The organism is Stutzerimonas stutzeri KOS6 (assembly GCF_000307775.2).
GTDB classification, from domain to species: domain Bacteria; phylum Pseudomonadota; class Gammaproteobacteria; order Pseudomonadales; family Pseudomonadaceae; genus Stutzerimonas; species Stutzerimonas stutzeri_B.
Genome location: NZ_KK020675.1, coordinates 65878 through 88567, shown reverse-complemented (window position 1 = coordinate 88567; position 22690 = coordinate 65878). Strand labels below are relative to the sequence as shown.

General features: G+C 61.9%; 17 protein-coding genes, 1 pseudogene and 1 other annotated feature. Of the genes and pseudogenes, 5 read left to right on the top strand and 13 right to left on the bottom strand.

Going from position 1 to position 22690, the window contains the following annotated elements; genetic code table 11:
* The 12 genes and pseudogenes from B597_RS24350 to B597_RS24295 all read right to left on the bottom strand — a co-directional run.
* A pseudogene (locus tag B597_RS24350) lies at positions 1-457 on the bottom strand (transposase); the annotation flags it as partial.
* Positions 48-179: a sequence feature (AL1L pseudoknot), on the bottom strand. Its footprint overlaps the pseudogene before it by 132 nt.
* A 275-nt stretch (positions 458-732) precedes the next feature.
* Entirely contained in the window at positions 733-1833 is a 1101-nt protein-coding gene (locus B597_RS24345) for a polysaccharide biosynthesis/export family protein (protein WP_003294337.1), read from the bottom strand.
* A gap of 445 nt (positions 1834-2278) precedes the next feature.
* A complete protein-coding gene (locus B597_RS24340) occupies positions 2279-3046 on the bottom strand; it encodes a WecB/TagA/CpsF family glycosyltransferase (protein WP_003294335.1) in 768 nt (255 codons plus the stop codon).
* The gene (locus tag B597_RS24335; RefSeq protein ID WP_003294334.1) at positions 3039-3914 is read right to left on the bottom strand and encodes a glycosyltransferase family 2 protein; all 876 of its coding nucleotides are present in this window, start codon (positions 3912-3914) and stop codon (positions 3039-3041) included. Before B597_RS24335 ends, B597_RS24340 begins: the two co-directional genes overlap by 8 nt.
* Positions 3874-5127 (bottom strand): hypothetical protein, encoded by a 1254-nt coding sequence (locus tag B597_RS24330; RefSeq protein ID WP_003294332.1) that lies wholly within the window; start codon positions 5125-5127, stop codon positions 3874-3876. The genes B597_RS24335 and B597_RS24330 overlap by 41 nt, the downstream gene beginning before the upstream one ends.
* A 44-nt stretch (positions 5128-5171) precedes the next feature.
* Positions 5172-6422, bottom strand: coding sequence for a Coenzyme F420 hydrogenase/dehydrogenase, beta subunit C-terminal domain (locus B597_RS24325; RefSeq protein ID WP_024161550.1), 1251 nt, complete (start codon positions 6420-6422; stop codon positions 5172-5174).
* 64 nt (positions 6423-6486) lie between these two features.
* A complete protein-coding gene (locus tag B597_RS24320) occupies positions 6487-7719 on the bottom strand; it encodes an oligosaccharide flippase family protein (RefSeq protein WP_024161549.1) in 1233 nt (410 codons plus the stop codon).
* Positions 7720-7721: 2 nt separating this feature from the next.
* Positions 7722-8909: a polysaccharide pyruvyl transferase family protein gene (locus B597_RS24315; RefSeq protein ID WP_003294328.1), complete on the bottom strand. Its 1188-nt coding sequence runs from the start codon at positions 8907-8909 to the stop codon at positions 7722-7724.
* A gap of 18 nt (positions 8910-8927) precedes the next feature.
* Complete coding sequence (locus B597_RS24310) at positions 8928-10004, bottom strand: glycoside hydrolase family 5 protein (protein WP_003294327.1); 1077 nt, start codon at positions 10002-10004, stop codon at positions 8928-8930.
* 134 nt (positions 10005-10138) lie between these two features.
* Entirely contained in the window at positions 10139-12352 is a 2214-nt protein-coding gene (locus tag B597_RS24305) for a polysaccharide biosynthesis tyrosine autokinase (protein ID WP_003294326.1), read from the bottom strand.
* 13 nt (positions 12353-12365) lie between these two features.
* The gene (locus tag B597_RS24300) at positions 12366-12803 is read right to left on the bottom strand and encodes a low molecular weight protein-tyrosine-phosphatase (RefSeq protein ID WP_024161548.1); all 438 of its coding nucleotides are present in this window, start codon (positions 12801-12803) and stop codon (positions 12366-12368) included.
* A gap of 155 nt (positions 12804-12958) precedes the next feature.
* Positions 12959-14386, bottom strand: a complete 1428-nt coding sequence (locus B597_RS24295) for an undecaprenyl-phosphate glucose phosphotransferase (RefSeq protein ID WP_003294323.1) — start codon at positions 14384-14386, stop codon at positions 12959-12961.
* Between the two features lie 376 nt (positions 14387-14762).
* On the opposite strand from B597_RS24295, the gene yegS reads away from it, so the two are divergent.
* The 3 genes from yegS to B597_RS24280 all read left to right on the top strand — a co-directional run bounded on the left by yegS (position 14763) and on the right by B597_RS24280 (position 17623).
* Positions 14763-15677: a lipid kinase YegS gene (gene yegS / locus B597_RS24290; protein WP_003294321.1), complete on the top strand. Its 915-nt coding sequence runs from the start codon at positions 14763-14765 to the stop codon at positions 15675-15677.
* A 132-nt stretch (positions 15678-15809) separates the two neighbouring features.
* A complete protein-coding gene (locus B597_RS24285; RefSeq protein ID WP_003294319.1) occupies positions 15810-16742 on the top strand; it encodes a chemotaxis protein CheV in 933 nt (310 codons plus the stop codon).
* 80 nt (positions 16743-16822) lie between these two features.
* The gene (locus B597_RS24280) at positions 16823-17623 is read left to right on the top strand and encodes an MOSC domain-containing protein (RefSeq protein WP_024161547.1); all 801 of its coding nucleotides are present in this window, start codon (positions 16823-16825) and stop codon (positions 17621-17623) included.
* 48 nt (positions 17624-17671) lie between these two features.
* Here the strand turns inward: B597_RS24280 and B597_RS24275 are convergent, their stop codons facing one another.
* Positions 17672-19594: a transglycosylase SLT domain-containing protein gene (locus tag B597_RS24275; protein WP_003294315.1), complete on the bottom strand. Its 1923-nt coding sequence runs from the start codon at positions 19592-19594 to the stop codon at positions 17672-17674.
* 293 nt (positions 19595-19887) lie between these two features.
* Here B597_RS24275 and B597_RS24270 point away from each other — a divergent pair, with 293 nt between their 5' ends.
* Together B597_RS24270 and B597_RS24265 are read left to right on the top strand one after the other, a co-directional pair.
* A complete protein-coding gene (locus tag B597_RS24270) occupies positions 19888-21801 on the top strand; it encodes an ATP-binding cassette domain-containing protein (protein WP_024161546.1) in 1914 nt (637 codons plus the stop codon).
* Positions 21802-21969: 168 nt separating this feature from the next.
* Positions 21970-22662, top strand: a complete 693-nt coding sequence (locus B597_RS24265) for a DUF6901 family protein (RefSeq protein WP_003294314.1) — start codon at positions 21970-21972, stop codon at positions 22660-22662.
* Positions 22663-22690: the final 28 nt, after the last annotated feature.

Genomic DNA, 22690 nt, shown 5'->3' with positions numbered 1-22690 from the left:
CGCCGCTCGGGGGCAGCCTGGCAATGTGCATGGGCGTAGTAGGTCGATGGAGCGATCGGCAGTACCCGGCAGATCGGCTCGACTCCATAAACCGCACGATGCTCGTCGATGAACGCCTTCATGGCTTGAAGCGGCGCCGGAGTGCCGGCCAGTCGAGCTCCGCCTGGGCAAAATACGCGGACGCCTTGCGCAGGATCTCGTTGGCCTGGCGCAACTCACGCACCTCTCGTTCCAGTGCCTTGATCCGCTCGCGCTCGCCGCTGGTCTGGCCTTCTCGTTTACCAGTATCGCGCTCGGCCTGGCGCACCCAACGGCGCAGTGTTTCAGCGGTACAACCGATCTTGGCGGAAATCGAGCAGATCGCCGCCCACTCCGACTCGTGGTCGTCTTGATGCTCCAGCACCAAACGAACCGCTCGCTCGCGGACTTCCGGGGAGTATTTCGTCGTTGTCTTCATGGCTCCATCCTCTCAAGAGTTGGAGCCTCCGGGAAAGCCGGGGCGATTCACCTCCCACGAAAAGCAAACCAGCCCCACCATCCCGTGGGAGGCGCGCCCCCGCGGCGACGCAGGCCACAGGCCTGCCCCAAAACTCAAAAAGCGTGCCCCGAGGTCGGGCTTCCCACAAAAGCTGTGCTTCCGGAACCGCTTGAATGAAAAAGCCGCAGAGCAATCGTGTGATTGCTCTGCGGCTCTTGTTTGACCTGATCCTCATCCGATCAGGTCATGCGTGCTTAGCGGTTGATGTTGTATTCCGCAGCAGCACCGATGCCCACGACGTTGGCCGATGGCAGCAGCTGGCTGATAAAGCGGTTCCAGCGAGTGATGTTGGCCGGGCCGACGAAAACCACATCCTGAGGCTGCAGCGGGAAATGCTTGGCCAGGGCGAAGGCGGTTGGCGACTTGGCGTTCAGCTGGAAGACCTTGGCCGGTTCGGTTGCCATGTCTTCCGCACCGCGGATCACATAGAGCGCTTCACCATCGGCGGTTTCCTGGCGGATGCCGCCAGCGGTGCCGACCGCATCCATCAGGTTCATGCTGGTGGCCTTGAAGGACAGCGCCTGCGGTAGGTTAACCTCGCCAAGAACGTAGATCTTGCGCTGGTCGTTGTACGGCAGGTGCAGCTGGTCGCCGTCCTTCAGGTAGACCTGATGCAGCCACGACTCCGGGCGGTTGAGCGAGTCGATGTCCAGCATGTACTCGCGGCCGTCACGCTTGAGCGTCAGGCCGGAGAGGTCGGCGGTCTCGGTGTCCACGCCTGCCTGGCCGATCGCCTGCACGATGGTCATCGGCGCAGTAGTGAGCGGTACTTCGCCGGCGGTGTCGAACGCGCCCGATACGACGACGCGCTGGCTGCCGAAGCGTAGGATGGAGACATCCACCTGCGGGCTGTCGATGTAGTTGGTCAGGCGACGGGCGATGCTGGAGCGCAGTTCTTCGATGGTCTTGCCGGCGGCGTCGACGTTGCCGATGTAGGGGTAGAACAGGGTGCCATCAGGGCGAACCAGGCGACCGTTGGCATCGAGCTGCTGCTGCGGGCCGGACGGTGCGGTCAGTTCCGGGTGGTCCCAGACGGTGATGTAGAGCAGATCGTTCGGCCCGATGCGGTACGCGCTAGGCTTGTAGCTGAGCAGTTCCTGTTTGCTCGAGGTACCCATGTCGGATGCAAGGTCGCCCTTGAGCATCTCGGGCGTGATGCGGATCAGCTGAACCGTGCCGTGTTCGGCTTCGGCGCCTTCCTTGAATTCATCGGGGTCGAGGTACTGACCGGGGGCGAAAGCACAACCCTGAAGAGCCAGGGCGGAAGTAAAAGCAAGAGCAATGAATGGTTTCATGGGTTGTTCATCCTTGACGGAGTGGTGGTTGTTCAAAGAGTGAGACGACTTGATTCACTTTTCTGCCTGAGGCGTTCGAGTTGTTGTTTCGCCTTTCCAAGAGGATCGGAGTCATCACTCCACACTCCTCAGCGACCAAGTTGGATCGGTAGCCAAACTTTCTCTCCTTCCTGAATGGTCATCTCCAGCAGCTTTATTTTTCAGCTAGGCGGAAGCGTTAGTTGTTCCTCCTGGCGGTAGTACAGCGGCTTCGAACCTGACAGGTTTAATTCCTTGTCTGTTCGTTACATGCCGGCTGTTTACGACCCGGGTGAGACAGCGCTTATGGGTTAATTCAATGTTGAATTGCCATCGTGTCGCACTTTCACAGTAGGAATAGACCGTCCCGGTCTGGCTGGGTTCACCGTGGTTCAGCGCAATTGCAGCCAATTTTCCGATCAGTGACTCAGGTGTCCTGTTTTGCCGGTTTGGCTTTTTGCACCCGATAGCTTTTCTCGCGCATGAATGCCGGAACTATGAAGAGGGCATCATGGGCGTAGCGCTTTACCAGGCGTTTGGGCTCGGAAAGCATTCGGTGCAGCCATTCAAGCTTGTAGTCCTGCATCCATACCGGGGCGCGTTTAATACTGCCGGTGGCAAACGAGATGGATGCGCCGATACAGAAGCCCATGCCGGTTCGTTCATGACTGCCGATGGAACTTGCCAATATTTCCTGCCGTGGCGCGCCCACTGCATAGAACACCAGTTCCGATGGGTGCTCGCGAACGAAGTCCAGTGCTCGTTGAACTTCTTCCGGTTTGTTGATGAAGCCCATCGGTGGATTGTGGTGGTACAGCGTGATGCCCGGATAAAGCCTGCGCAGCTTGTTGCATTCCTGCTCGGTCGCACCGATCAGGACGATGCGCAGCCGCTCGCGGTCGGCCCATTCCAGCAGGTCGACGGTCAGATCGCTGCCCGGGATCACTTCTTCGACCTGCACACCGAGACGGTGCAGCAGGGGCTGCAGAATCCTGCTGTCGCACAGGCGCAGGCGCGCCTTGGCATAGGCATCGCGCAAGGCCGGGTTCTGTTGCAGCTGAGCAAGGTGGTCGACATTGGGCGTCACCACGAACGAGTAGGGCTGCTTGATCCCTTCACGTATGCAATTCAGCAAGGCTGCTTTGCTGCCGGTGTAGAAGTTCACACCGAAAGCACGGTTGGTCTCGTTAGACACTCATCGTTACTCCCTTGAAGGCGCCCTTGATGCCGGACCAGGCGAGGCTGGGGTGGTTGTACTCCTTGATGACCGTGATCGCCGAAAGGAAACAGGCCGATGCGAAGGCGAAGCCCTGACCGTAGAAACGCTTGTTGAAGCGGGTCGCCGCCCGATTGCGGTAGTAGTGATAGAAGGCCGAGCGTCCACCCGAGCTGAGCGAGCCGTAGTGGAAGAGGCGGCTGTTCGGCACCACGCGAATGGAGATGCCCTTCTTCTTGGCCTGGAACTGCCAGTCGACCTCTTCGGAATACATGAAGTAAGCCTCGTCCATCAGGCCGATTCGCTCGATCAGCCTGGCCGAGAACGCCAGGCTGCAGCCCATCAGGTAATCGGGCTGCTCACGATTGCCGGCCATGGCTTCGAGGGTCTGGTCCTTGCCCAGCAGCCTGGCCTTTCCCAGCAGCGGATAGAGCTTGCCGCCGCCATAGCATTCCAGGCGCCCGGTGTCGGCGCTGAGGATCACCGAGCCGACGAACTGACGATCGTTTTCCTGCAGCGCCTCGAGCAGCGGGGTGAGGGCATCGCTGTCGACGTAGGTGTCATTGTTGACGATCCAGAAGTTGCTGACCGGCAGGTTGTTCGAGGCCCAGCGCAGCCCGTAGTTGTTGCCACCGGCGTAGCCATTGTTCTCCGGGTTGGCCAGCACGGTCACGTTGTACCGCGGCTGTGCTTCGAGCCACTGGTTGAACGCCAGCACGGAGCCATCCTGGGAGTCGTTGTCGATGATCACCACGTGGTCGAGAGCCGGGCAATGAGCGAGCAGGCTCTCAACGCAACTGATGGTTTCAGTAGCTGCCTTGTAGTTGAGGATAAGCGCGACGTTCATGGATACGTTCCTGGCTGCGAAGATGACGGGCCCTGAGGGCGTGAATGACGAACAACATGGCGATGACGGGCTGGCCATACTCGAAGAAGCCGTTGAGCGGCCAGATGACGAAGAACGCCAGCATGGTTGCGTAGATGAAGCTCATGTCGGTGGCGATGTTCTTGGCGATGCGGTGATAGACGAACAGCGTCAGCGGGACGATCAGGAACGTCAGAAAGCCGAATCGGAACAGCGTGCCGAAGATTCCGACATCGGAAAGAAAGAAATGCTCACCGAAATACGGAATGAAGCCGTCCTGCCACATCAGCGACAGTGAGCCACTGGGCAGCCAGTTGACCTGGTCGAGGTGGGCGAAGATCGACGCGATGGTGTGTGAACGCGCCCCGTCTTCCACGCTTTCCAGGGAGCTGTCATAGAACTCGACGTTGAGGCCGAGGATCTCCAGCAGGCTTGGGTAGAAGTAGAAGGGCGATAGCAGGATCGCCAGCGAGGCCGCCCAGATGACGGCCTTGGCGCGCAGGCAGAAGAGCGTGAAAGCCAGGCACAGCACGATCAGTTGGCGGGTCTGGGTGGCGAACACCAGTGTCAGCAACAGCGCGGCGGCGATCACCAGATACAGCGTCTTGTTACGTGCCGCGCCATTGATCGGGGAGACACCTTTCGACCAGATCTGGATGCAATAGAAATAGCCGAAGCACAGCAGGTAAGGTCCGATGGACGAACGATCGGGGCGGTCGTCAGAGCGGACTTCCGGGCGCAGGTCGGGGATCACGCCGAATTTGAAGCACCACGAGAGGAATGCTGCGATCAGTGCCGAATAGATCAGTGCTCGCTCGAACTGCAGCGTACCGACCCGCTTGCCGAGGAACAGCAATGGGGCGAATCCGAGGCAGAACAGCACGCGCCGTTCTTCGATGAGCCCGAACACGATGGGCTGACCATAGGTGAAGTAGGCGAAGATCGCCGGCATCAGCAGCAGCACCACTGCGCTGTACAGGCAGTAGTACATGATGATGCGAGATTCACGCGGGGCGTTCTCCGCCGAGGCCAGCAGCAACAGAATGGTGAAAACCATGCAGATGGCCAGGTACAGCTCGTTCACGCCCTTGATGCCGTAGGGGTTGTGCGGACTTTCGCCGAACACGGCGAAGTGCAGCACGATCGCCAGGATCAGCAGCGGGAAAAAGAAGAAGCGTGAGGTGAAATTCGTCATCAACCTGAGTCCTTAGGTATTGGTTCCCTGAGCGCCACGGCGTGTCATGCGGTTTCCAGCGCTCGCTTCTTGATCTTCTTGCGACGCACCAGAAGCCCGGTGAAGGCCTTGAAGCTCTGGTAGAGCCCGATCTCCCTGGCCCCCTTGCCAAGCTCGAAGCCTTTGTACGAGGGGGTCTTGAGCATCAGCAGTTTCATCGCCAGCAGCCGCGGCAGGATTGTCGTGCGGCGGTAATACTGGAACGGCTGGATGGCGAAGATGCTGGCCGTATCGAAAGCTTCCGCTTTGACAACGCCGGCGGCCTCCGCGTTGCGAAAAAGATCGCGACCTTTTGCCGTACGCACGAGAATCAATGAATTGCCTTCGCGCTCTTCGAAAGAGGGGTAGCCCTTCTCGTCGCCTTCCCAGCCATCGGCGCAGACGATGTCGGCGAATTCGCCGATGCCGTCCGGGCAGATCTTGCAGCGGGTCTGCAGGTGACGGTTGAGGACTTTTCCCCACGAGTCGTTGTAGGTCATGGTGCGCTCGTCACCGTTGTTCAGCGTCGCCTTGGTCAGCCCCGGCCAGCCGTCGCCGCGATAGCGGAAGGCGGTGACGTCCTTGCGCTCGACTTCCAGCTTGTCCAGTACCTGCTCGGTGCCTTGCAGGCTCGGCGTGCCGGCGCACATGAAGGAGACGATGTAGGGGATGTTGTCCTTGAGCCGTGGGTCGTACTGCTGCATCTGACGCACCGCGGCGACATCGCATGGTTTGCCGATGAACAGGTACTTCTCGGTGGACATCGCGACCCATTTCAGGGCTTCACCCGGGCTGGCCGGGGCGTAGCGCGAGCCGGAGGAGGCGATGATGTTCTGCCGCGAGCGGCTGATGGTGGCGACGTTCTCCAGCGGATCGGTCTGCGAGGCCTGGATCTGGATCACGCCGTCGACCAGCTTGTGCTCCAGGCAATACTGCGCCAGCGCCGAGATCACGCCCCCGGAGGAGCCGGCCTGGCGGATTTCGTCGTCGGTGGCATAGCCCTTGAGCGTGTCGAGAATTTCACCCCAGATGGGGTGATAGTTCGCCGACTTGTATGGCCGGATGTCCAGATTGAGCGCCGGGCAGGACTTGGCGAACGCCGCGCTGGTCTGCTCGCTGGCCACCGGCTTGTCCTGGTACTGACTGTTGAGCACCGGCCGGTGGTAGCCATCGCCCGTCAGGCGGATCTTGATGGCATCGTCGTCGGCCACCGAGCTGCACATTCCGCAGCCGCTGCACAGGTCGTTTTTCAGCACGCGGTTCAATAGAGCTTTCATACCTGCCTTCCCTTGAGCGGCCGGTCTGGCGCATGGCGCGACCGGCAGTATTTAACGTATGCGGTCATGCGGGCTGTCGCTGTTTGCGGTAGATGGCGAGCACCGCATAACCGTAGATAAGCGTCAGGACGACCATGCCCAGAGTGGACACCCAGGGGGCCGCCTGTATTCCGTGGGACGGAATGAAAATCCAGTAACAGAGCACGGTGATGACGCCCGAGGCGATGATCCCGAAGGTGCGCAGGAAGCCCGTGCCCATGGCCATCAACTGAACCCCGAGGCCGGCCGCGATGAAGCGCGCCGCGGTGAAGCAGGCGAAGGCCAGCCACAGGGTGTTCAGCTCGGCGTACTCGGCGCCGAGGAAGTAGTCGGTGAACAGCGGGCCGATGAAGAAGAACGCCAGGGCGAAAATCAGTCCCATGCCGGCGTATTCGCCGAGGATGCGTACGCCGTAGCGGAACAGGCCGGCGGTCTTGTGGTGCAGCTGATAGGCGAAGCGCGGGATGTGCACGCTGGCCAGCAGCACGCTGAACGGCACCGCCCCCTGGATCAGGCGCGAGCCGGCGAAATAGATGCCTGCGGCTTCGCGGCCGGCGAGGTGGTTGACCAGGATCACATCCAGTTGGGCGAAGATGTTGGTCGCACCGCTGTCCACGGCAAAGCTGGTCGAGGATCGGAAACGTTCGGCCAGCACCCGCCAGGAGTTGCGCAGGATGCCGCCCAGCTCGAGGATTCTCGACAGGGCACGCAAGGCGAAGAGGGCGTAGACCAGTCGTGACAGGAGGAATGCCAGACCGATGGCCAGTACGTCGTTGCGCAACAGGATCGCCGCGCCGATCAGTACGAAGTGCACCAGGGCCGTGACGACCACGATTTTCGTCTCGCGGTGGAACTGGCCGATGCTGCGGAATACCGTCAGGCCCAGGTCGCCGTAGGACGACGCCAGCGTGCCGAGCAGGAACAGCACGGCAGCGAAGCGCTCGGTGGTGTGCAGATCGAGCACGAACAGAATCACCGGCAGCAACACCACGCAGGCCGGTAGCACCAGCACCGATTTGGCTGCCAGGCTGGCCGACATGATTTCGCCGGCGCGCTCGCGCTCGGCGCCGATGTCACGCAGCGCACGCATGCCGAAGCCGTAGTCGGTCACCAGGGCGACGATGGTCGACCAGGTGATCACGATCGAAATGAAGCCGAAATCGCTCGGCCCCAGCGTTCGCGCGAGGATCAGCAGGGTGCCGAGCTGCACGGCGGTACGCGCCGCCGTGGTCACCCCCATCAGGGCATGATCGCGCATGATTATCCCTGGTACGCGGCCTGGGGCTGCTGCAGCGTCGCCAGGATCTGTTCCAGTGCGGCGCTGTAGGCATTCAGCTTGCGGCGGATGATCGCGCCGCTGGCGGCTACCTCCGCCTTGAGCTGCTCACGGTTGTCCAGATGCGTCAGCACCAGCTCCAGCGCGCTATCGGTGTCCTCGGTCTTGAGGTCGACCACGCGGTGATAGTCCAGCGACTGGTAGAGCCCGGCGAACTTGCGGCTGTAGGCCAGCGGTACCACCGGCACACCGGCCGAGAAGGCTCCGATGGTCGCGTGCATGCGCGCGCCGATGAAGAAGTCCATGCCACTGATATAGGACTTGGCTTCGATCGGTCCCTTGAAGCGTGGCGCCAGCTTGAGTTGCGGGTACTGCTGCTGCAGTTGCCGGGAAACGGTGTAGTCGTCTTCGGCCGGAAAGCCGATGGGGATCACGTGAGGCACCAGGTGCACCTCGTGACCGCGCTCGAGCAGGGTGCGGATCAGGCGATCGGTCAGTGCCTTGTAGTCGGCACGCAGGCCGAACTGGTTGGCGGTGCCTTCATAGCCACCGTGATGCAGCAGCGCCGAGACGCTGAGGCCCACCGCCAGCTTGTTCGGATCGCGGTGTTCGCTCTGGCGATCGAAGGGCAGGGCGAAGGCGACATCGATTACCTCGTCACGGTTGGCGATGCCGAGTTGCCTGAGCACATCGAACGACTGGTGATCGCGGGCGAAGACCATGGTGCTTTTCTTCATGGCCAGCGCCGACGCCCTGGTGCCCCAGTCGGACTTGAACGGGCCGATGGTCTGCGGCGAGAGAATCAGCGGGACACGGCCGGCCAGCGCCATGCCCTTGCTCACCAGCAGCTTGATCAGTCGCTTGGAACCGTAGATGTCGGAGAAGCTGTCACCCTCGCCGATGTCGAACACGGCATCGCACGAGGCGATTGCCCGGTACAGGCCGTGCGGATTCTTCAACAGCGCCTTTTCGTTGAACTCGATGAATTCGTACTTGAAGCGTTCGGTGGACGGCGGATAGTCACAGGGGCCGGACGAGCCGATGATCAGGAATTCGGGCGTGATGCCGCATTTGCGTGCGGCCTCGTCGATCAGCAGCATGTTGGAAATGCTCAGCGCGCCAACCCCGAGGTTGCCGGATGAGAATGAATGCCATAGCAGTCCGAATTTCATGTTCGAGTCACTCCAGAATCAGTCAGGGTTCGCCGGCGTAGGGCCTATGGCGGCGCAGTCGTTGGCCAGGTGCTTGCGCATGAGCGCCATCTGCGGGCGCTCCTTGCCGTCGCGTGGCTCGATCGCCAGCCTGTAGGTGCCCCAGCCGGGGCCGCCGGCCCAGTAGGCGCTGGGTACGCAGTTGTCGTTGAGGTAGCCGAGCAGGTTGTCCATCGCTTCCGCTGCCTCGGGTAGGTCGTCGGGAATACCGTATTCGCCGAGGAAGCCTCGCTGGCCGTGGGTCTTTAGCCACTCGACGAACGGGCGAGCCCGCTCCACACCGATCATCGGGTCTATGTTGCGGCTGGCCTGCTCCGTGTATTTGCCGGAGAAATCCCGGTCGAAGTACAGGTGCGCCTCGTAGACGATGCGGTCGGCCGGGTCGTCGATGAGGAAGTTGGCGTTCACCAGCGGCCAGTGATAGGCACTCGACCAGCGCTCGCCTTCGATGAAGATCAGCGTCTGGTCGTCGACCTCGCGGATCGCATCGACGGCGGCCTGCGCCGCACCCGGCCACAGGCCCACGGTGCTGTGCGGCTCGTTCATGATGTCGTAGCCGAGCAGGGCACGATGGCCCTTGAAGCGCTCGGCCAACTGCCGCCAAACCGAGGCGTAGGCCTCGTACGGCACTTCGCTCGAGCCGATGAGCTCGCCGTGGTAACGACCGTAGTTGTGCATGTCGAGAATGACCTTCTGGCCATTCATCGCGGCCAAATCCAGGGTCTTCTTCAACAACCGGATCTGGTCGAAGTTCAATCCTTCATCCAGCGAGTGCTGCACGCGCTCCCAGATGAAGGGGAAGCGGATCAGCCTGACGCCTTGGTCGGCGTAATACTTGAAGTGCTTCTTCTCCGGATAGAAGTAATGGGTGCCGTTCTTTCCCGGCGTGACATGCGGGGCGAAGCCGGCGCCGGATAGATTGACCCCGAGCAGTGCGAGGCCTTGGTCGCCCTGCGGCCAGTCGCTGGCGCAGACGCTCGCTGCCGAGAGGGCAGCGGTCAGTGCCAGGGCCAGGCGTGTCGAACGTTTGGCGGGCCGGTGGGGGTGTCTGGTCATCAGCTAACACCTATCTTCAGGCAAAAAAACGTCCACTGACGCTCGAGAGGTCAGGCAAGGGCAGCGGGAAGGGGGCGCGAACCGGAGCAGCTGGACATGGCGACGGGTAGGCCCGTCGCCATGTGGCTCACCTTTTATTTGGTGCTGGCGTATTCGTACTGGTAGTAGCCGTACTCGCCGTAGGTGGAGGCCTTGCGGACCACGGCGTTGAAGATCACGCCCTTGACCAGCAGGCCGTTCTGTTCGAGGCGCCGCTTGGCTGCTTCGATTTCCTTCAACCCGTTCAGGCCGTAGCGGGTGACCATCAGCGTGGTGCCCGCCTGGCTGCCGACCAGTGCGGCGTCGGTGACCGCCAGGATCGGCGGCGTATCGAAGATCACCAGGTCGTACATGTGGCTAATCTCCTTGACGAAGCGCGAGAAGTTCTCGTGCATCAGCAGTTCCGACGGATTCGGCGGCAGTTGGCCATGGGTGATTACGTGCAGGTTGTTGAGCTGGGTCTTCTGGATGGCATCGAACAGGGTGATGCGCCCGGAGAGGATGTCGGACAGCCCCTTGTCGCCGTCGCAACGCATGACCTTGTGCAGGTAGCCCTTGCGCATGTCCGCATCGATCAGCAGCACGCGCTTGCCAGACTGGGCGACCACCGCGGCGAGGTTGGTGGTGACGAAGGACTTGCCCACCGCCGGGCTCGGGCCGGTGATCATCAGGACGTTGTTCTTGGCCTCGATCATCGCGAAGTGCAGGCTGGTACGCAGGCTGCGCATGGCTTCGGTGGCGAGGTCGGCCGGGTCGTTGATGGTCAGCAGGTACGAGGCGGCACTCTTGTCGCGCTTGAAGTTGGCCAGGCGTTTTTCCAGCGCGGCCTGCTTGTCGGTAAACGGAATCGAGGCATAGACCGGAGTGCCGGCACGTTCGATTTCCTCGGGGTTTTCCACGCCACGCTTGAGCGCTTCACGCACATAGACGAAGGCGGTGGCGAGCAGGGCGCCGAGCAGTGTGGCGACGATCACCACCAGCGGCTTGTTCGGCTTGACCGGGGTTTCCAGGTCGGCAGCGGCATGGTCGATGATGCGCACGTTGCCCACGGTACCGGCGCGGATGATGTCCAGCTCCTGGGTCTTGTTGAGCAGCATGGAGTAGGTTTCCGATGAAACCTCCACGTCGCGGTTCAGGCGCAGCAGTTCCTGCTGGGTCGAGGGCAGGGTGCCGATCTGCTTCTCCAGCTCTTCCTTCTGCGTCTGCAACTGGTTGATCTGGTTCATCAGCGCCTGGAAGTTCGGGTGCTGGCGGGTGAAACGGCGTTCCATCTCGGTGCGCTTGAGGTTCTGCTCGGAGATCTGACGTTCCATGTCAACGATGCGATCGAGCACCGATTGCGTTTCGGCGGTGATGTCCACCGAGCGCGAGCCGGTCTGGTACTTGTTCAGCGCGGTCTGGGCGGCGTCGAGGTTGCGACGTACGGTCGGGATCTGTTCGTTGAGGAACTCCAGGCTCTGCGTGGCTTCGGCAGCGTTGCGCGCTACGTTCTGCTCGACATAGAGGCTGGCGACCTCTTCCAGTACGCGAATGGCATGAGCCGGATCGGGGTCTTCGAGGGTCACGTTGACGATCCCGGACTGTTTGCCGCGCTCGGCGGCCGCCAGGCGCTGCTGGTAGCTTTCGGTGGTGTTGTAGGTGCGGTTCTTGATTACCGTGAAGGTCGTACCGGGGCGCGCGTTCAGCTCTGCCACGGTGATCCGGTAGTTTTCATTGGCAACCGGCTCGCCTACCACGCCCTGGGCGACGACTTCGTCATCCTCGTCGCGCAGGATGAAGCCGTTGTTGTCGGCCGCTTCGAGGGTCAGCTCCTTGCCGTGCACCTTGTCCGGTACTTCCAGCTGAGTGACCTTGAGCGTCTCGCCACCCCAGGCGTAACCGCCCAGACCGGTCGGGTGCCAGCCCAGTTCGCCTTCTTCGCTCGGCTCGAAACGACGCGCCATGAAGCCGCCGATGATCGGGAAGTAATGCGGGGTGATGATGATGTCGAGGTTCAGGTTGCTCACCGCGCCGCCAACCACCGAGCGCGACTTGAGCAAGGCGATCTCGGTCTGCGCCGGCGAAACCGGCGGATTGCTGTTGACCACGTCAGTCAGGCTCGGCAGCCCGTTCTTAGGCTCGATCTGGATCATCGCGCTGGCTAGGTAGACCGGGGTCGTGAGCAGTGCATAGGCAATACCGAGCGCTGCGAAGAACCCGGTGATGCCCATGATGAGCACGCGGTTGTTGATGAACGTGTCAAAGAGGTGGGCCAGGTCGATGTCCTTGTCCTCTTTGGTTTCATAAATCGGGCGGGGCATGGTTGTCATCGAAGTTCCTTCTTCATCTCAGGTAAGGAAGCCAGCTCTCGACGGATTTCGTCAGGAGATCGTGGACATGTTCAAAAGCGGGTTTGGATTGACGGTAGGGGTCCGGAATCTCCAGATCGTCCTGCCACTTGCCAATGAGAAAGGTCTTGCCATGCACTTCAGGTGCTATCTGGCGAAGATGCTGAATGTGGCTATGCTCCATTGCGAGGATGAGGTCTGCCTGGTGCAGGATGTGCCTGTCGACCTGGCGAGCGCAGTGGGCCGGAAGCTCCAGCCCGTTGTCCTGCAATACTTCATGAGCGGTCTTGTCCATGGGGCTACCTACTAGGGCACCAATTCCTGCCGAACTGATCGTCAGGCCCTGGCCGCTAAGTCTGTGCGCGAACAGTGCCTCGGCGGTGGGGCTTCGGCAGATGTTTCCGACACAAACGATCAAAATGTTCTTGAACATCAATTCACCCTCGGGGCCGCTGATTCACAGCCTCTGGGAGATGCCCTGGGGTGAACGAAAATGAGATTTTTTGGGGGGTCATTAGTTCCGTCCTGTCACGCCTTGGCGCGTGACTCGTTTCCAATCCTTTCGGCAAGGCGCAGCTGCCTCGTCGGTCAGTACACGTCCTTGTTGAGTAGCAGGGCTGGCGGGGTGCGCACGAGAATGTAGAGGTCGAACCAGACCGACCAACGCTCGATGTAGTCGAGGTCGAATTCGACGCGTTTCTCGATCTTTTCCAGTGTGTCGGTCTCGCCCCGGTAGCCATTGATTTGCGCCCAGCCGGTGATGCCAGGCTTGACGCGGTGGCGTGCCGAGTACTCGGCCACGGCGTCTTCGAACAGCACGCCGGCTGCCTTGGTGGCGGTGGCATGTGGTCGCGGACCGACCATGGACATGCTGCCGAGGAATACGTTCAGCAATTGCGGCAGCTCATCGAGGCTGGTCTTGCGGATGAAGCGTCCGACACGGGTGATGCGATTGTCGCCGCGGGTGGTCTGGCGGTCGGCGTTGGCGTCGGATTTCTCGTGGTACATCGAGCGGAACTTGAAGACCTCGATAAGACGGTTGTTGTAGCCATAGCGCTTCTGCTTGAACAGAACCGGGCCGGGGGAGTCGAGCTTGATTGCCAGGGCGACCAGCAACATGAGCGGAGCGGCGGCCAGCAGGGCGAGACTGGATATGACGATGTCTTCCAGGCGCTTGAAGAGCGGCGACCAGCCGCGCAGGGGCAGATCGGAGGCGATCAGGGTCGGCAGGCCGCCGACCTCGGTGATACGCCTGTCGGCATGGCGAAAGGCGACCATGTCCGGTACCAGCAGTACGTTGACCGGCAACTTGCGCAGCTCGGCGATCACCTGGCCGATCCGGCTGTCGGCAAACCAGGGCAGGGCGACCAGTACCTGCGTGACCTTTTCTTCGCGGATCATCTGTTCCAGATCGCGGGTATTGCCCAGCAGCGGCAGGTTGGCCAGTTGCTTGGGCAGCCGCTCGAGGCGGTCATCGATGAAACCAAGTACGCCGGTGCGGATGTCGCGGTTGTGTTGCAGGTACTCGGCAACGCGCACACCGTTCTCGGTGCCGCCAAGAATCACCGCGTTCTGCAGGAACATGCCGCGCGCCATCAGCCGACGGAACAGCCCGAGCATGGCCAGACGCTCCGCACCGAACAGCGCGGCACTGGTGAAGAACCAGAACATCAGGTGCTTGGCTTCCAGGTAACCGAACAGCCCCATGCCCTGGTGCATGAATACCAGGAAGCTGAACGCCGCGGCCCAGGCGACGAACATCACGCGAAAGCGCAGCAGGGTGCTGAACACCTCTTCGCTATAGATGCCTACCGTCTGGAAGATGATGACGCTCAGGACCGCGAAGAAACCCAGGAATGCGCTGAACGGACCGCCGGCCGGCAGCTCCAGGAAGGCCAGTAGGAGCAGGCCCGGCAGCACGGCCGTCAGGGCATGTATCAGGCGGGCACTGGCTAGGAAGTAGTCGACGAAACTCGGGTGAGCATATTCAAGGGTTCCAACTGACTGTACGCGCATACAAGGCTCCATCCTCAGCTCAAAGCTGGCTCAATACTCGAATTAATCGCCGCGGTACGCGGGGGGGTGATAGCAGGCCGCCATCGCAACCGTGATCGGGACTCCTGCTCCGACCGCCCCTCTAGGTATGAGTTCAGTAGTACCCGGACAGCCGTCAGAAAAATGATGGCGTGCGTTTTTCTGGTCCAAGTAACTGTTTCGCAAGAGCTTTGGCGGTTCGGGAGGAGGGGTCGCCAGTGCTGTGAGGAGAAGGGCCCGCTGACCGGCGGCGCGATCGATCGAACATTTGGATTAATACTGTTGCGCGCGTTGCGTACAACTTCCGCCCTTGGGCCATGTCTGAACCTGCGGTGCGATTTGCGAGGAACGAACGATCATGAGCGATGCCAAGGCACTGCTGATATTGCATGGGAAACAGGCGCTCAATGATGAGGTGCGCGAAGCGGTGCGGCAGCAGCGTGAGCTTGGTTGGGAGCTGGCCGTTCGCGTCACCTGGGAGCCCGGCGACGCACAGCGGCTGGTTCTGGACGGGTTGGCAGCGGGTTATCCGCTACTGATCGCCGGTGGCGGAGACGGCACCCTGCGTGAAGTGGCCGAGGCGATGCTCGATGCGAAGACCGATGCCAGTCTTGCGCTGATGCCACTCGGAAGCGCGAACGACTTTGCCAAGGCAGCCGGCATTTCGCTCGATCCTTTCGAGGCGCTGGCGCTGCTGGATGAGCCGGCGCAAGCCGTGGATGTCGGCGAGATGAATGGCCAGGCGTTTTTCAACATGGCCACGGGTGGCTTCGGTTCGAGGGTGACGGCAACTACTTCCGAGGAGCTCAAGCGGTTTCTGGGCGGCGGGGCTTATCTGTTGACCGGGCTCACGCGCTTCTCCGAGATTCATTCGGCGCGAGGGCGATTCAGCGGGCCGGGCTTCGAGTGGGAAGGGGAATTCCTTGCGCTTGGCATCGGCAATGGGCGGCAGGCTGGCGGCGGCCAACTGCTATGCCCGCAGGCCACGGTCAACGATGGGTTGCTGGACGTCTGCATCGTACCGGCGCCTGCCGACGCTGTCGGTACGCTGGGAACACTGCTCAGCGGCGGGCTGCTGGGAGTCGAGACGGTGTCGATCAGCGCGCGGCTGCCCTGGCTGGAGGTCGAAGCACCGAAAGCCATCGATATCAACCTCGATGGCGAGCCATTCTCCGGCGCAACGCTGCGTTTTGGCGTACGCCCGGGCGCGCTGCGCATGCATCTGCCAGCTGACTCGCCGCTACTGAGCCGGCCCGATGCAGGTCGCCGATAGGCAATGACAGCGGTCTGTTCAGACAGACTTCGATGGCGTCGATGGCCGGTCGAATAAACAGCCGGTGCGACTTAAAGCCAGGTCGGATGCGGCCGATATGCCGTTTACCATGTTTTCCCAAGGAGCCTGGAAATGGCCGGCATTCTCGATTCAGTTGATCAGCGCACCCGCCTTGTGGGGCAGAATCGCCTGGAAATTCTCATGTTTCGGCTCGGTGGGCGGCAGAAATTCGCCATCAACGTATTCAAGGTGCAGGAAGTCGTCCAGCTACCGAAGATGACGCTCATGCCGCACAGGCACAGTTCGGTCTGCGGTGTGGTCAACCTGCGTGGCCAGACGCTGCCGGTCGTCGACCTGTCTCGTGCCATCGGTCTGCGGCCGCTCGTGCCGGATGAGCGCAGCACCATCATCGTCACCGAGTACAACCGTACCGTTCAGGCATTCCTGGTCGGTGGCGTCGACCGCATCGTCAACCTGAACTGGGAGGAGGTGATGCCGCCGCCGACCACTGCGGGTCGCCAGCATTACCTGACCTCCATCACCAAGGTCGATGGCGAGTTGGTGGAAGTGATCGATGTGGAGAAGGTGCTGGCCGAGATCGTGCCCTACGACACCAGCATTTCCGCCGAGCGCCTGGCTGATCCGATTCTCGAACGCGCCAGGGGTCGTGAAGTGCTTTGCGTGGACGATTCCACCGTCGCCCTCGCGCAATTGCGCGAAACCCTGAGCCAGCTCGGTCTGAAGGTGCATACCGCCAGTGACGGGCTGAAAGGCCTTAACATGCTCAAGGCCTGGGCCGATGCCGGCGAGGTGCTGACCGACAAGCTGCTGATGGTCTTCACCGATGCCGAGATGCCGGAGATGGATGGCTATCGCCTGACCACCGAGATCCGCCACGATCCGCGCCTGCGTGATCTTTACGTGGTGTTGCACACCTCGCTGTCCGGCAGTTTCAACCTGGCGATGGTGCAGAAGGTCGGCTGCGACAATTTCCTCTCCAAGTTCCAGCCGGAAAAGCTCGTGGATGTGATCCAGGAGCGGCTCAAACTGGACGAGCAGGGCTGATCGGCGACTGGCTGCAGCGGCTGCTGAAATGCGCCGCCGCGCCCTGATATGCTGCTGCGCTTTCTTCCTGGAGGCGCAGCATGCAACTCTCCTCGCTCTATCGCTTTCCTCTCAAGTCCGCCGCTGGCGAGTCGCTGCAGCATTGCCCGAGCGATGCGCTTGGCCTGGTCGGTGATCGCCGCTGGATGGTCGTCGCGGCCGGCACCGGGCGCTTCCTTACGCAGCGTGTGGTGCCGCGCATGGCCCTGCTGCAGGCACACTGGCTGGACGAGACGAGCTTGCGGCTGAGCGCGCCGGACATGCCTGAGCTGCAGGTCCAGGTGCCGGACAGCACGACGCTACGCTGCGTGCAGGTCTGGAGCTCCAGCCCGGTGGTCCCGGACGCCGGCGAAGCCGCAGCGGCCTGGCTGTCGCAAGCGCTCGGCCAGGATTGCCGACTGGTTCATCTTCCCGCCGAAGACGGCATCCAGGTCGACCTGGACTATGCGCGGCTCGGCGAGCGCACGGCCTTCAGCGACGGATTCCCCTTCCTGCTCATTGGCCAGGCATCGCTGGATGACCTGATTCACCGCGTCGGTCGCCCGCTGGAGATGCTGCGTTTTCGACCGAACCTGGTCATCAGCGGCGCCGAGCCTTATGCCGAAGACGGCTGGAAGCGTATCCGCATCGGTCAGCTGACGTTTCGGGTCGTCAAGCCTTGTTCGCGCTGCGTCATTCCGACCCTCGACCCGCTGACGGGCGAGCGCGCCCCGGATCGTGAGCCGCTGACCACGCTGTTGAGCTATCGCAAGGGGCCGGGGGGCGTCTTCTTCGGTCAGAACCTGATAGCCGAGGGCTGCGGCGAGCTGGCCGTGGGCATGCCGGTCGAAGTCCTGGAGTAGTCCCCGGGTTGTCAATGCTGGCGGACAGGCGCCTTGGCGTGGTGCCTGTTATTGCGACTCGAAATAGCGTTCATGCCACTCCACCAGCGGCTGCGGCGAGTTCAGTTTCTGCCCGTAGATGACGGAATAGGTCAGTACGTTCTGCACGTACTGGCGGGTTTCGTCGAACGGGATGTTTTCCACCCAGACATCGAACGACAGGTGTTCGGCGTTGCGCAGCCACTGGCGCACGCGGCCGGGGCCGGCATTGTAGGCGGCGGATGCCAGCACGCGATTGCCGTTGAACTGGCCGTAGATCTGGCTGAGATAGGCCGTGCCCAGCTGAATGTTGGTGGCGGGATTGAGTACCTGTTGTGCTGAAGCCAGCGGGATGCCGAAGCGCCTGGCGGTTTCCTTGGCGGTGGCGGGCATCAGCTGCATCAGGCCGCTGGCGCCGACATGGGATCGTGCGTCCGCCATGAATGCACTTTCCTGGCGGGTAATGGCGAATGCCCAGCTTGGGTGAATCTCGCGTGCGCGTGCCGCCTGGACCAGCGCTCCGCGGTGGGCCATGGGGAAGCGGATGTCCAGGTCGTCCCAGTACTGGGCCTGGCTTATGGTGCGGATCGCCGGGAAATACCATTCCTTTTCGTAGGCGAGGCGGGCCTGGGCCACCATCTCGTCGCGGCTGAAAATACGGCTGACGTGGTACCACTCGCGGCGGCCATCGACGATCTGGCCGCGGTCATGGAACTCCATCGCGCGGCGAATGCCAGCGGTGTTGCGTACTTTCTGAACCACCTTCGGATTCAGCGCCAATGGCTGGTGGTTGAGCTTGTAAGGTGCCTGTATCCGGTCGGCGGAAAGAAAGCCGTAGAAGTCGCGCTCCTGTGCCACTGGCCGGTAGAGCAGTGCGGCCTGTTGGCTTTCGGGACTGGCCAGCTGCAGGCTGCGTGCCTGCCAGTAGCGCCAGCGGTTGGTGTTGGCCAGTTCGGCCGGGAAGCGCTGGGTGAGTTTGTACGCCTCGTCCCACTGCCCCAGGCGCAGCAGCAGGCGTGCCCGCCATTCACTGACGGTGTTATCGCGCAGTTCCGGGTCGTATTCGGCCATCACCTTCAGGGCGCGGCTGTCGAAGCGCTTCGCCAGCGTGAGCCCGATTTGCCGTGCGATAGCGACTTTCTCATCGGCGGAGAAGGCGAAGCGGCGAGCGTAGCCGTCGAGCAGGTTCAGGGCCTGCTCCGGATCTTGCCGGGCCAGCCGCCGCAGCCCGATCGAAACGACATCGGCCATCTGTGCACTGGCCGGGGCGAAGCGTTCCGGCTGGCGAAGCAGTTGCGGCTTCTGCGCGACATCGATCATCAGCTGACCTTGCGCCTGCAGCGTCGGCAGCCGTTTGACCAGGTAGCTTGCAACACCGTAGTTGCCGTGCTCGACCGCCAGTTTGGCACGCTTCCAGCGGCGCTCTTCGGTCAGCAGGCCCTTGGCCTCCCAGAGTGCGAACAGGGGATCGCACGAGTTGTGTTGCGATTTGCCCACCAGCCACAGGCGTTCGGCCGTGGCATCCGCGCCGGGCAGGTCGTTGCGCAGCTGGTACTGGCCGAACAGGCAATCCAGTTCGGTGAAGTTCATCTTCGGGTCGTAATGGCGGGTGAAGGTCTGCCAGTCTCCCCGGGCCGCCAGCAGGCGCAGCCAGCGCAATTTCATCCAGCTGATCTGCGGCAGGTCGCCATGCTCGGCGAGGAATTTCTCGACTTCCTGGTTACTGGCGGTCTTCAGCCGATTGGTCAACTCGTCATAGGCCAAATAGGGCTCGAGCGGGTAATCACGCAGGGCGCTCTGATAGCGTCGGTACGGCGCACTGTCGCCCTTGGCCAGCGCCTGCTTGGCCTGGTCATAGAATTGGCGCTGTTGGCTGAGGCTGGCCGCGGAGGCATCCAGGCCGAGGGTTGAGAAAAACAGGCAGAAACACAAGCTGGACAGTCGGCCGCGCATGGTACATCCGTAAAACGGGGGCTTTGGTGGGACAGGCTTCGTGTTGTGCCGCGCGGCACAGGAATCGGGCCTGCTGCAGCGGCTAGCTTAGCGTGCCGAATCCGCGAGTTAAACGCGGATTAAGCTCCAGTAACAAACAAACGCACAGTTCCGACGAGCGTCACCGCAGGCCCGTGCCAGCAGCTCAATTGTCCCGACAGAGCGGTGCTTCGAGGCGACGATCAATCACCAATGAAACCGGGGCGGGTGAGTGGCATCTGCTAGAATGCGCGCCCTGTTTTCCGGAGGTAATCATGACCCTGCTCAAGTTCACCGATGTATCGCTCGCCTACGGCACCACGCCGCTGCTCGATGGCGTGTCTTGGCAGATCGCGCGTGGCGAGCGGGTGTGCATCATCGGCCGCAACGGCACGGGCAAGTCCAGCATGCTGCGTCTGGTAAAGGGGGATCGGGCCGCCGACGACGGCGAGATCTGGTACGCACCGGGCCTGAAGATCGGCGAGCTGCCGCAGGAACTGCCGAGAGCCGATGACCGTACCGTGTTCGATGTGGTGGCCGAAGGGCTGGCCGGGGTGGGCGAGCTGCTGGCCGAGTACCACCATCTGAGCCAGAACATCCAGAACCAGGAAGACCTCGACAAGCTGATGCATGTGCAGCAGGCACTGGAAGCGAAGGACGGCTGGCGCCTGCAGCAACTGGTGGACAGCACGCTGAGCCGCCTGCAGTTGCCGGCCGACCGCACCCTGGTCGAACTCTCCGGTGGCTGGCGCCGTCGCGTGCTGCTGGCCCAGGCGCTGGTTTCCGAGCCCGACCTGCTGCTGCTCGACGAGCCCACCAACCACCTGGACATCGGTGCCATCGCCTGGCTGGAAGAGGCGCTGACCGGTTTCAACGGCGCCGTACTGTTCATCACCCACGACCGGGCATTCCTGCAGAACCTCGCAACCCGCATCCTCGAACTGGATCGGGGCCATCTGATCGACTGGAACGGCGACTACGCAAGCTTCCTGGGGCACAAGGAACAGCAACTGGCTGCGGAGGAAACCGCCAATGCGCTGTTCGACAAGAAGCTGGCCCAGGAGGAGGTATGGATTCGTCAGGGCATCAAGGCCCGACGCACCCGTAACGAGGGACGCGTCCGTGCACTGAAGGCGCTGCGCGCCGAGCGTGGCGAGCGTCGTGAACGCCAGGGCAAGGCCAGTTTCCAGGTGGAGACGGCGGAAAAATCCGGCAAGCAGGTCATCGTCGCCGAGCAGGTGGCATTCGCCCACCCGGGTGGCGAGCCGCTGATCCGCGATTTCTCCATGGTGATCCAGCGCGGTGACCGCATCGGACTGCTGGGAGCCAACGGTACCGGCAAGACCACGCTGCTCAAGCTGCTGCTCGGCGAGTTGCAACCGAGCAGCGGTACGATCGAGTTCGGTACCAAACTCGAAGTGGCGTATTTCGACCAGTTGCGCCACCAGCTGGAGCTGGAAAAAACCGTCGTGGACAACCTCGCCGAAGGGCGTGAATTCATCACCATCGATGGCCAGAATCGCCATGTGCTGAGTTATCTCGGTGATTTCCTGTTCAGTCCGCAGCGTGCGCGGACGCCGGTCAAGGCCCTGTCCGGCGGCGAGCGGGCGCGTCTGTTGCTGGCCAAGCTGTTCAGCAAGCCGGCCAACCTCCTGGTGCTCGACGAACCGACCAACGATCTGGATGTGGAGACGCTGGAGCTGCTCGAAGAAGTGCTGCTCGGCTTCCAGGGCACGGTGCTGATGGTGAGCCACGACCGGGCATTCCTCGACAACGTGGTGACCAGCACGCTGGTGTTCCAGGGTGCCGGCGAGGTACGTGAATACGTCGGCGGCTATCAGGACTGGCTGCGTCAGGGCGGATCGCCGCGCTTGCTCGGCGTGGCGGATGCCGCAGCCGAGGCGAAGGATGCCAGCACGTCGCAGCCAGCACCGGCACAGCCGGTTCAAAGCGAGGTTGCACCACCGGCCAGGAAGAAGCTCAGCTACAAGCTGCAGCGCGAACTGGAAGCCCTGCCGGGCAAGATCGACGAGGTGGAAAAGAGCATCGAGGTACTGCAGGCCGAGATATCCGATCCGGCCTTCTATCAGCAGCCGGCCGATGTGACCGCCGCCGCGCTGAGCCGTCTCGAAGGGCTGCAACAGGAGCTGGATGGCCTGCTGGAGCGCTGGGCAGAACTGGAGGAATAGCCGGTCTGGCTGACCTGGCGACAGATGGATTTGCCGAGCACTATGCTCGGCCGGAGCCGCGTGTGACCAAGCAGCCCGTGGCCCCGGCTTATGAGGTGGATCAATGCCATGCGCGCTGGTGCATAGTTAAGTAGCCGCATTGGATCATGCAGTCATGATGGAGCGTCAATGGCAATCGAATACCGCATCACCCTGGATGACGAACACGATTTCAGTTACCGGATCGAGCTGGATCGCGACTATGACCGGGAGGTCGCCGCGCAGGCGCCGAAATGGACCCGTCTCGATTATCAGCGCTGTTCGAATTGCCCACTGAGCAAGGACGATTTCAGCCATTGTCCGGCTGCGGTTGACCTGCATCGGGTCATCGAGGATTTTCAGGGTTTGCCTGCGGTGAAGAAGGCGTTGGTGCAGGTCCGTACACCCGAGCGTGAATACACCAAGCAGGTGGGGCTGGAAGAGGGGCTGCGTGCGCTGCTTGGCGTGATCATGGCCACCAGCGCCTGTCCGGTGCTCGCTCGCCTCAAGCCCATGGCAAAACAGCACCTGCCGTTTGCCAATAACCACGAGTTCGTCCTGCGTGCGGTGTCGCTCTACCTGACGCGGCAATATTTCAACCTGCGTGAAGGGCGCCATGCCGACTGGGAACTACGCGGGCTGGTACGCTCGTTCCAGCAGTTGCAGTTAGTCAACCAGGCGTTCTGGCAGCGAATCCACGATACCTGTCACGCCGACTCCAACCTCAAGGCTTTCCTGACCTTCTTTTCCATGGCCTCGAGTCTTACCTATTCGCTGGAGACTCAGCTGCAGAAGATTCGCCCGTTGGTCATGAGCGCAGGCGAGGGCGTCGAAGGCGCCTGATACCCGGTCAGGCTTGCGCAGCAGTGCC

Excerpts from the sequence above, each read along its gene's own strand:
- B597_RS24345 (WP_003294337.1), bottom strand. The coding sequence starts at position 1,833 with ATGAAACCATTCATTGCTCTTGCTTTTACTTCCGCCCTGGCTCTTCAG.
- B597_RS24335 (WP_003294334.1), bottom strand. The coding sequence starts at position 3,914 with ATGAACGTCGCGCTTATCCTCAACTACAAGGCAGCTACTGAAACCATC.
- B597_RS24330 (WP_003294332.1), bottom strand. The coding sequence starts at position 5,127 with ATGACGAATTTCACCTCACGCTTCTTCTTTTTCCCGCTGCTGATCCTG.
- B597_RS24325 (WP_024161550.1), bottom strand. The coding sequence starts at position 6,422 with ATGAAAGCTCTATTGAACCGCGTGCTGAAAAACGACCTGTGCAGCGGC.
- B597_RS24320 (WP_024161549.1), bottom strand. The coding sequence starts at position 7,719 with ATGCGCGATCATGCCCTGATGGGGGTGACCACGGCGGCGCGTACCGCC.
- B597_RS24315 (WP_003294328.1), bottom strand. The coding sequence starts at position 8,909 with ATGAAATTCGGACTGCTATGGCATTCATTCTCATCCGGCAACCTCGGG.
- B597_RS24310 (WP_003294327.1), bottom strand. The coding sequence starts at position 10,004 with ATGACCAGACACCCCCACCGGCCCGCCAAACGTTCGACACGCCTGGCC.
- B597_RS24305 (WP_003294326.1), bottom strand. The coding sequence starts at position 12,352 with ATGACAACCATGCCCCGCCCGATTTATGAAACCAAAGAGGACAAGGAC.
- B597_RS24300 (WP_024161548.1), bottom strand. The coding sequence starts at position 12,803 with ATGTTCAAGAACATTTTGATCGTTTGTGTCGGAAACATCTGCCGAAGC.
- B597_RS24295 (WP_003294323.1), bottom strand. The coding sequence starts at position 14,386 with ATGCGCGTACAGTCAGTTGGAACCCTTGAATATGCTCACCCGAGTTTC.
- yegS (WP_003294321.1), top strand. The coding sequence starts at position 14,763 with ATGAGCGATGCCAAGGCACTGCTGATATTGCATGGGAAACAGGCGCTC.
- B597_RS24285 (WP_003294319.1), top strand. The coding sequence starts at position 15,810 with ATGGCCGGCATTCTCGATTCAGTTGATCAGCGCACCCGCCTTGTGGGG.
- B597_RS24280 (WP_024161547.1), top strand. The coding sequence starts at position 16,823 with ATGCAACTCTCCTCGCTCTATCGCTTTCCTCTCAAGTCCGCCGCTGGC.
- B597_RS24275 (WP_003294315.1), bottom strand. The coding sequence starts at position 19,594 with ATGCGCGGCCGACTGTCCAGCTTGTGTTTCTGCCTGTTTTTCTCAACC.
- B597_RS24270 (WP_024161546.1), top strand. The coding sequence starts at position 19,888 with ATGACCCTGCTCAAGTTCACCGATGTATCGCTCGCCTACGGCACCACG.
- B597_RS24265 (WP_003294314.1), top strand. The coding sequence starts at position 21,970 with ATGGCAATCGAATACCGCATCACCCTGGATGACGAACACGATTTCAGT.